The sequence below is a fragment of the Lutibacter sp. HS1-25 genome (assembly GCF_004121075.1).
In the GTDB taxonomy this organism is placed as follows: Bacteria; Bacteroidota; Bacteroidia; order Flavobacteriales; family Flavobacteriaceae; genus Lutibacter.
Genome location: NZ_RHLN01000137.1, coordinates 76,308 through 85,430 on the forward strand (window position 1 = coordinate 76,308; position 9,123 = coordinate 85,430).

General features: G+C 30.7%; 7 protein-coding genes. 3 read left to right on the forward strand and 4 right to left on the reverse strand.

The window, feature by feature from the left end; translation table 11 throughout:
• The first annotated feature begins 48 nt into the window (after window positions 1-48).
• From EC396_RS13785 to EC396_RS13795, 3 genes are all read left to right on the forward strand, one after another.
• Window positions 49-1,749: a glycoside hydrolase family 9 protein gene (locus EC396_RS13785; RefSeq protein ID WP_129367176.1), complete on the forward strand. Its 1,701-nt coding sequence runs from the start codon at window positions 49-51 to the stop codon at window positions 1,747-1,749.
• A 72-nt stretch (window positions 1,750-1,821) separates the two neighbouring features.
• Window positions 1,822-2,301: a hypothetical protein gene (locus EC396_RS13790; protein WP_129367177.1), complete on the forward strand. Its 480-nt coding sequence runs from the start codon at window positions 1,822-1,824 to the stop codon at window positions 2,299-2,301.
• 208 nt (window positions 2,302-2,509) lie between these two features.
• Entirely contained in the window at window positions 2,510-3,655 is a 1,146-nt protein-coding gene (locus EC396_RS13795) for an AGE family epimerase/isomerase (RefSeq protein ID WP_129367178.1), read from the forward strand.
• A 7-nt stretch (window positions 3,656-3,662) separates the two neighbouring features.
• Here the strand turns inward: EC396_RS13795 and EC396_RS13800 are convergent, their stop codons facing one another.
• From EC396_RS13800 to EC396_RS13815, 4 genes are all read right to left on the reverse strand, one after another.
• Window positions 3,663-4,451 carry an alpha/beta fold hydrolase gene (locus EC396_RS13800; protein ID WP_129367179.1) on the reverse strand — a complete coding sequence of 263 codons (789 nt, stop codon included), beginning with the start codon at window positions 4,449-4,451 and terminating at the stop codon, window positions 3,663-3,665.
• A gap of 218 nt (window positions 4,452-4,669) precedes the next feature.
• Entirely contained in the window at window positions 4,670-6,568 is a 1,899-nt protein-coding gene (locus EC396_RS13805; protein WP_129367180.1) for an OmpA family protein, read from the reverse strand.
• A gap of 15 nt (window positions 6,569-6,583) precedes the next feature.
• On the reverse strand, window positions 6,584-7,519 hold the full coding sequence (locus tag EC396_RS13810; protein WP_129367181.1) for a type IX secretion system membrane protein PorP/SprF: 936 nt from the start codon (window positions 7,517-7,519) through the stop codon (window positions 6,584-6,586).
• A gap of 38 nt (window positions 7,520-7,557) precedes the next feature.
• Window positions 7,558-9,123: gliding motility-associated C-terminal domain-containing protein (locus EC396_RS13815; RefSeq protein WP_164975307.1), on the reverse strand; the 1,566-nt coding region annotated here is incomplete at its 5' end.

Genomic DNA, 9,123 nt, shown 5'->3' on the forward strand with positions numbered 1-9,123 from the left:
TTGAATGATTATTATACATTTTAAAGTTAATTCTGAAAAAAATACCAAATGAAAAATACAGTTTATTTATATCTTTTGTCAATAATTTTAATCGTTTCGTGTGAAACTAAAAATAATGAGGCAGTTTTAAGTGAAGCCATCCGAATTAATCAAGTTGGATTTTATCCAGATGCAACTAAGCAGTTTGTTGTTGCAGATTTACAAGCAAATTCTTTTGAAGTATTAAATGAAAATGATAAAAGTGTTTTTACAGGAAAATTAGTTGACAATGGTTTGTGGGAAGCTTCAGGAGAAAAAGTTTTGATGGGCGATTTTAGTTTGTTTAATACTGAAGGAAAATATACGATTGTTGTTGATGGTAAATATAAATCGTTTCCTTTTGAAATAAAAAGCAAGGTTTATAACGAAGCTTTAAGTGCAGCTATAAAAAGTTATTATTTCCAAAGAGCTTCAATGCCTATTGAAGAAAAATTTGGAGGAATTTATAAACGTGAAGCAGGTCATCCTGATGATAATTGTGTTTTTCATCCATCTTCAGGGCATTCAACAGGAAGTTTAAATTCTCCTGGGGGTTGGTATGATGCTGGCGATTATGGAAAATATATTGTAAATGCGGCCTTGTCAACTGGGCAAATGCTATTGCTTGTTGAACAATTTCCAAACGTTATTCCCGATGGAACTTTAAATATTCCTGAAAGTGGTAATGGTGTTTCAGATTTATTAGACGAATTAAAATATGAATTGGATTGGATGTTAACCATGCAAGATACTGATGGTGGCGTGTTTCATAAATTAACAGCCAAAAACTTTGCAGGTTTTATTATGCCAAATGAGTATGATTTAGAGCGTATGATTATTGGAAAAGGAACAGCTGCAACACTAGATTTTGCTGCAATTATGGCACAGGCATCAAGAATTTATCAAAATATTGATGCTGTTTGGGCTCAAAATGCGCTGATTGCTTCTAAAAAAGCTTGGGATTGGGCAGTTAAAAACAATAATGTAGCTTTTGATAAAAATCCCGAAGATGTAAGTACAGGTGGTTATGATGATACAAAGTTTTCAGATGACTTTTATTGGGCTGCTGCGGAATTATATATCTCAACTAAAAGTGAGGACTACTTAGCGTATTTGATAAATAATGAAGAGCCATACATTCATGAACTTACCAATAGTTGGAAGTTTTTTGTAAGAAACAATGCATTTCATTCTTTGTTGGAAAATGAAGATTTATTAGGTGAAGAATTGGGAAAGTCACTTACTCAAAACCAAATAAAATTGTCGGATGAAATTTTGGAAAAAATAAAAAACAATCCTTATAATATTGCTTTAGAGCGTTTTGAATGGGGATCAAATAGTGACATTTTAAATCAGGCAATGATTTTATGTAATACGCATAAATTAACAGGTGATGAAAAGTATTTAACAGGTGCAATACAAATAACAGATTATATTTTTGGTAAAAATGCAACTGGCTATAGCTTTTTAACTGGTTTTGGATCTAAAAAAGTGATGTTTCCACACCATAGACCAAGTGGTGCAGATGGTGTTGTTGAACCAATTCCAGGTTTTATTGCAGGTGGGCCAAATGGAGATAAACAAGATAGCAGTGAGATTAAATATACTTCAAGTTTTCCTGCAAAATCGTATATGGATGTTGAGGCGAGTTATGCATCAAATGAAGTTTGTTTAAATTGGAATGCTCCAGCTGTTTATGTTTTTGGGTATTTAGAGCAGGTTTATAATTAAACCTTGATCATTTTTTAACAAAAACATATATTAGATTCGCTTATCTTTGTTAAGATATTAAAAGATAATATAATGAAAAAACAACTAAAAGAAATAAAATTAGGCATTGGTTTAGGGCCTGTAAGATTTGGAATGACCAAGGCTGAAGTGAAACTGATTTTAGGAGAACCTTCAAATGCTGAAACATTTTCTTATTCAGATTCTGATGAAGATTTAACAGAATGTTGGGATTACCAGGATTTGGAATTGACCTTAAATTTTGACGAAGAAGAAGATTGGAGATTGACAATGATATCTGTGACTTCTAAATTTTATGAATTAGAAGGTGTTAGTTTAATTGGTTTAAATGGTGAAGATTTATTAGCGCAATTAACTAAATTAAATATTGGAAATGTTGAAATTGAAGATTTTTCTGAAGAAGATGTTTTTGATAATGAGTTAATTGAAATTGAAGATAAATCGCTTAGCTTTTGGCTAAATGATGATGTGTTGGATGAAATTCAATGGACACCATTTTTTATTGATGAAGATACTTTAGACTGGCCAAAATAAATTTAATAGGCTGTTTTAAGCGTCAATTTTTCGTCAACCTGAACTTGTTTTAGGTTCTCAAACTACCTGATAATTAGTTTGATGAGATTCTGAAATAAATTCAGAATGACAGATTTTGAAACTTTTAAAACAGCTTATTTTTTTCAAAAAAAATAATAGCTACGAGTTAAGTGTTTTTTATAATTTAATTTTTCAACTTAATATTTTAATGAAAATTCCATTAGATAGATTAAATAAGGAACTTAATAGCAATTTATTATTTTGGATGAACAATGCCATTCAACCAGATAGAAAGCAACTTTATGCTAGTATTTCTGTTGATGGAATTCCTGATATTTCAGCTCCATTAGGTGTTATGTATTTGAGTCGAGTACTTTATGGAGCTTCAACTGCTTGCAGGGTTTTAGAAACCGAATCATTTGGTGAATTAGCATCTATTAGTTTTAAAGAATTGAAAAATTTCACCAATCCTAAAGGTGGATTTTATTGGGCAAAAAATACTTCAAATAGCCCAATTCATGATAGTGAAAATGTTAACATGGCGCAAGCTTTTGTGCTTTACGGTTTGTTGGCTTATGCCAGTATAAAACCTTCTTTAGAGCTTGATAAAATGATTGAAAAACAAGCTGAATTCATTATTAATAACTTATACGATTTTAAAAATAAAGGTTTTATTGATGGTTTTGATGAAAATTGGATTTTAGGATCAACACCTTCAAAGGCTTTTGGAACTCATATTCATTTGTTAGAATCGTTTGTGAAATTATATGAGTACAATAAAAGTGAAAAAACGGTATTGCTTATTGAGGAATTGATCACCATAATTTTGGAACATTTTATTACCAAAGATACTTTTGATTGTTTGCATAGACTTACACCAGATTGGAAAGTTAAAGAAAATGAAATTTGGGCAGGCCATAATGCGGAATGTAGCTGGATTTTGTGTTGGGCTGCAAAGTCTATAAAAAATGAAAAACTTATAGATGCTTGTAACGCACTTTCGTTAAATATAATGGAACAGGTAATTAAAAAGGCTTTTGATACTAAAAATGGAGGTGTGTACAATGTTTTGAAAAATAATTTACCTACCGAAGATTTTAAAATTTGGTGGCCTCAGGCAGAAGTAGTATTGGCACTTTTAAATTGTTATAGCATTTCAAAAGATGTAAAATATAAAACGCAGGCATTAGCTTTGATGGATTATATTAGTGATAATTTTATTGCTGAAAACGGAGAATGGTTTACTGAAATTTTTGACAATGGAAAACCAAATGCTTCAATTCCAATCATTCATTTTTGGAAATCGATGTACCACACGGTACGTTATTATGCTGAAATAAAAGAAAACTATTGAAACAAAATTAATTTATAGGTTGTTTATTTATAAACTCTATAGATTTTGTATTGAACTTTTCAGACTGTTCAATGTTTACAACATGACCGCAATTTTTTAAAATTAACAATGAAGATTGTAAATGCTGTGAAACAATATTTTTAATGGCAGGTAAAAATAAATGATCTTGTTCTCCCATAATATACAATGTCGGAATTTTAATCTCATTGGCTCTAAAAAAGCGCAACAGTGGATTTATTTCAGAGGTTAATTTAAACCATCTAATAAACTCTTTTTGATATAATTTTTTAGCCTCGTTCACAAAAATAAGTCGTGATTTTTTATGATTTTTGCGAGGCATTATAATAAATGCAAACAATTTATATAAAAATAAATAGGGCACAACCGATTTACATAAAACGCCTATACGCATTAACAATTGCGATTTAAAATTTAGTTTCATAATTGCACCACCCATTATCATACTTTTTACGCGTTCGGGGTGTTTTTCGGCTAAATTTCTAATTAAAATAGTGCCTAGAGAAATTCCTGCAAAATGAGAAGTCTTGATTTTTAAATGATCAATTACTTCAACAATATCTTGTGTAATGGCATCAAAAGTGTATTTTTCAGAAAAAGCATCTTTAAAAGTGGATTTGCTATTACCGTGACCTCTTAAATCTAAAACCAATATGTTGAAATGTGCGCTAAAGCTACGTATTTGTTTAAACCAAATTGATGAACTACCACCAGCACCATGTACAAAAGTTACCCATTGGGTAGCAGTTTGGTGTTTGTATATAGTGTAGTTAAGCATTTTTGTATGTTCAATTTTTTGCTAAAATAACAAAAACTACGTTTAGATTGCTTATAAATTTTAATTACCAATCTATAATTCATTGTTTTTGAAGATGCACGCAATATTTTCTTTAAAAAACAATCATAAAATATTGAATAAATAATTCACTTTTTTTACCAAACAAAAACCGCTGAAAAGCGGTTTTTGTATTAATTAAATATTTAAAATTTCAATTGTTAATTTATAATTACAAATTCACAACGTCTGTTTAAACTGTATTGTTTTTTTGTGCATATACCAGGTTTTACACACGCATTTATAGGTTGCGTTTCTCCATAACCAACAGATTTTACATTTTCGTTTGCAACACCCTGACTTACCAAGTATTCGCGTACAGAATTTGCACGTTTTTCGGAAAGCATTAAATTGTAAGATTCCTCACCTCTAAAATCGGTATGTGCGCCAATTTCAATTGCCATAGTTGGGTATTTTTTCATAATTTCAACTACATTGTCAAGTTCCAAAGCGGCAGATTTGGTAATATTCCATCTGTTAAATTCAAAATAAATAGGTTCAATTTTAATTTGAACTTTGTTGTTTTCTACGACTATTTTTTCTTCAACATCTTGAAAAAGTTCCATTGAAATTGGAATATTTTGATTTATATCTCCTTTGTTATTTGTTACAAAATCTATTTCAAAAGGCATATAAGCTTTTTGTGTTGCTTTTAATTTGTACGAGTTGGCTCTATCAATTTTAAAAGAATAATTACCATTGTTATCAGCAATTGTTTTTGCTATAATATCGTTTTTTTGGTTTAATAATGTTACTTCAGTTCCAGGTAGTGGAGCTAAAGTATTTTTATTTTGAACAACTCCTTGCACATAAAATAATTGAACCTGTGTAAAATAATAGATATCGTCATTGCCTAAACCATCTGCACGGTTTGATGAAAAATAACCAAGCTCTCTATCTTCATCAATAATAAAAGCAAAATCATCTGAATTGCTATTAATTACATTGCTTAAATTTACAGGTTTTGAAAAGTTATTTTCTAAGATTTGACTTTTAAAAATATCCAATCCACCCATTCCAAAGTGACCATTTGAAGCAAAATACAGGGTATTATTTGAACTCACAAAAGGAAATTGTTCTCTCAATTCGGTATTAATTGTAGGGCCTAAATTTTTAGGAGTTCCAAATTGGCCATTTTCATCTTTTTCAACAACAAATAAATCAAAAGAACCAATGGTTCCGGGCATATCTGAAGCAAAATAAAGTTGCTTTTCATTTGGACTTAAAGCAGGATGCTCAACAGAGTAATTATCGCTACAAAATGGCAACGCTTTAATATTTGTCCAATTGCCATCAACCAATTCGGCTTGATAAATTTTTAAATTCGAAACTTTTTGGTCATCTTTTCCCTTTTTACCATCAATAAAATTGTTGCGTGTAAAATACATTGTTTTACCATTTTTGGTAAACACAGCATTTGATTCGTGCATTTTGGTATTTATTTCTTTTGAAAAAGGAGTCACATTTACCAAGTCACCATTTTCAGTTATTTCAGCTTGAAATAAATCTAAATAAGGTTGGTTGTTCCAAGCATATAAAGGGCCTTCATTTCGTGTTGAAGAAAAAACAATTCCATTGTTGTAAAAAGCAGTTCCAAAATCTGAACCTTCAGTATTTGCAGTTACTTTATGCAACTCATAAGGTCTTTTAATAGTTGCATTTAAATTTTTAAAAAACTGTAATGTTTCAACTGTTTGTGAAGGAGTTAGTTTTTTAGCTTCATAATATTTTTGAAGCCAAATATCAGCTTCTTCAAAATTATTTGTACCCTTTAAAGTTTCAGCATATTTAAAGTAGTAGTTAGGGTTTACTGTTGAAGCATTGTTATTTAATAAAGTTTTATAATAAAAAGCAGCATTTTTCATTTCATTGTTGAAATAATAGCAGTCGCCTAATTTTTCATAAATTTCTTGTGTTTTAACGGTTTCTTTTTCATACAATTCAGCAGCTTCAATATAAGATCTTTTTTGAAACAATTTATTTGCACGATTTAAATTTTGCGCAAATAATGAGTTTGTTGAAACTAAGAATATAACTAAGATTATGAGTATTTTTTTCATGTTTTAAGGCTTATATTAAAAGAATCTTGGTGATTTATCAAATCCATTATTCAAATTAAATTGATCTAAGTTGTATAGCAGTAGAAATTCATGTGAACCAGAACTAAATGCTTGTAGTTTTGCAAGTGTATAGTCATACGCATAACCTATGCGTAATTTAGGCGTAACACCAAAGTTTACCATTCCAACTACAGCATCATTTAAGCGGTAACCTACGCCAAGTTCTAGCCTGTCTTGGTACAATACATTTGCATTTAAATCCAGTGCAATTGGGGCGCCATTTACAGCTTTTGCCATAAATGAAGGTTTAAGTTTAAATTCGGAATTGATATCAAAAACATAGCCACCTGTTAAATAAAAGTGCGCTTTTTTTAAGTTTTCGTAGCGACCATTTTCATTGATGTAATGTTTTTCATTTAAGATATATGGAACTGAAAAACCAACGTAATAGTTATCTTTGTTATAAAAAACACCGGCACCTATATTAAATTTTGATTCTTGTATGTTTTCAGAAAAATTAGGGTCTGTATTACCACTTCCAGACTCTAAATTAAGACTGGTAAGATCTGCATTAAAAAAGCTTGCGCCAGCTTTCAATCCAAATGATAATTGTCCGTATTCTTCTAAATTTAATTTGTATGCAAAATCGGCAAATATGTTATTTTCTTTAACAATGTTTCCAATGTTGTCATTTACAAAAGTAAATCCAACTTCAATTTGCTCATTTATAGGTGTATGTGCAAAAATATTTGTTGATGTTGGAGCGCCTTTTACACCTACCCATTGCGTTCTGTAAAGTGCACCCAAATTATAAACACCTAAAGTGCCAGTAGTATATGCGGGGTTGATTACACTCATATTGTACATATATTGGGTATATTGTACATCTTGTTGAGACCACAAAACTGTTGCAGTAAAAAGTGTAATGAATTGTATAAATATTTTTTTCATTTCTTATATTTTGAAGTGATAGTAATTTTAAATTTTATTTAACGACTCAAATACAAACTGCCTTGTATTGGTTTGCGATTGTCTTTGTTGAAATGAATAATGTAATAATATACACCCGAAGCTGCAATATCATTATCTCCTTTTAATCGCCCATTCCAATCAGGTTTGTTAATATCATAAGAGTACATTAAATTACCCCATCGGTTTACAAATTCAACTTTAAAATCGGGATATAATTCTCTTAAATTTTCAATTTTAAAGGTGTCATTAATACCATCACCATTTGGCGAGAAACCATCATAAACTACAATATCATATTCATCACAAGCATTTAAATCTACTGTAACTTCAAGGTGAGAAACACTTGAGCACCCATTAATGTCAGTTTCAATAGCATAATAAGTTTTACCATCAATTAAAAGTTCAGATAAACTTAATTCAATACCATTTGGATAAGAGTTATACCAAGAAATAGCACCGTCATTATTAGCAGAAACTTTAGCATCTAATTCAGCTAAAGTTGGGTTGTTTATAATACAAAATTCTTCACCACTTGACTCTATGATTGGAGTTCCTGGATTTGATAAAACAACTGTAACAGCAATTTTTACAGCACTAATACAACCTGTTGAATTTGTTTTTGCAGCCCAATAAACTGCTCCATTTACCAATAAATCTGTATTGTTTAGAGGAGTAGTACTTGTCTCTGAATTAAACCATTCAATACCTGTTGAAGGTGTTAAGTCGGCTACAGTAGGGTTGTTAACTTGACAAAAAGTTTGTATAGATTCATCAATTGTAGGTGGAGGTACAGTTGTAATTGAAGCAATAACTTCAACTCTTGAAGTACTTTCACAGCCAGCAATAGCATCCGTATTTAATGCCCAATAGTTTTCTCCGTCAACTAATAATTCTGTTGAACTTAATGGTGTTGTTGAAGTTTGAGAATCGTACCAAACAATAACATTTCCTGTAGCTTGTAAATCTGATATTTTTGGATTAAAAGCTTCACAAAAAGTTTGATTAGGCTCAGACACTATCGCATTAGGTACACTAATTACAGTTGCTTTTACTTCTAACCTTAAAGCACTTTCACAGTTAGCGGCATTGGTTTGAGAAGCCCAATACGATTGTCCATTTACCAATAGATCAGAACTATTTAAGGCAGTTGTAGAAGTTTCAGAATTATACCAAAGTACATTTGTACCAGTTACAGATAAATCACCTATTGTTGGTGAATTTGGTAGATAATCATTAACACAAAAAGTTTGAGTAGCAGCACCAGTAGGAGGCAAAGGCTTTTCAATGTTAGCAGTAACTTCTAATCTCAAAACACTTTCACAACCAGCAGTATTTGTTATTGTAGCATAGTAAACTTTACCATCAACCAAAGCAGCTGTTTTAGTTAAAGGCGTTGTAGCAGAATTGCTATCGTACCAGTTGATGTTATTTCCACTAGGACTTAAATTCTCAATAGTAGGATTGTCAATTTCACAAAAAGTTTGAGTAGCAGCACCAGTAGGAGGTAAAGGTTTTTCAATGTTAGCAGTAACTTCTAATCTTAACACACTTTCACAACCAGCAGTATTTGTTATTGTAGCGTA

Coding starts and splice junctions, on each gene's coding strand:
- EC396_RS13785 (WP_129367176.1), top strand. CDS start 49: ATGAAAAATACAGTTTATTTATATCTTTTGTCAATAATTTTAATCGTT.
- EC396_RS13790 (WP_129367177.1), top strand. CDS start 1,822: ATGAAAAAACAACTAAAAGAAATAAAATTAGGCATTGGTTTAGGGCCT.
- EC396_RS13795 (WP_129367178.1), top strand. CDS start 2,510: ATGAAAATTCCATTAGATAGATTAAATAAGGAACTTAATAGCAATTTA.
- EC396_RS13800 (WP_129367179.1), bottom strand. CDS start 4,451: ATGCTTAACTACACTATATACAAACACCAAACTGCTACCCAATGGGTA.
- EC396_RS13805 (WP_129367180.1), bottom strand. CDS start 6,568: ATGAAAAAAATACTCATAATCTTAGTTATATTCTTAGTTTCAACAAAC.
- EC396_RS13810 (WP_129367181.1), bottom strand. CDS start 7,519: ATGAAAAAAATATTTATACAATTCATTACACTTTTTACTGCAACAGTT.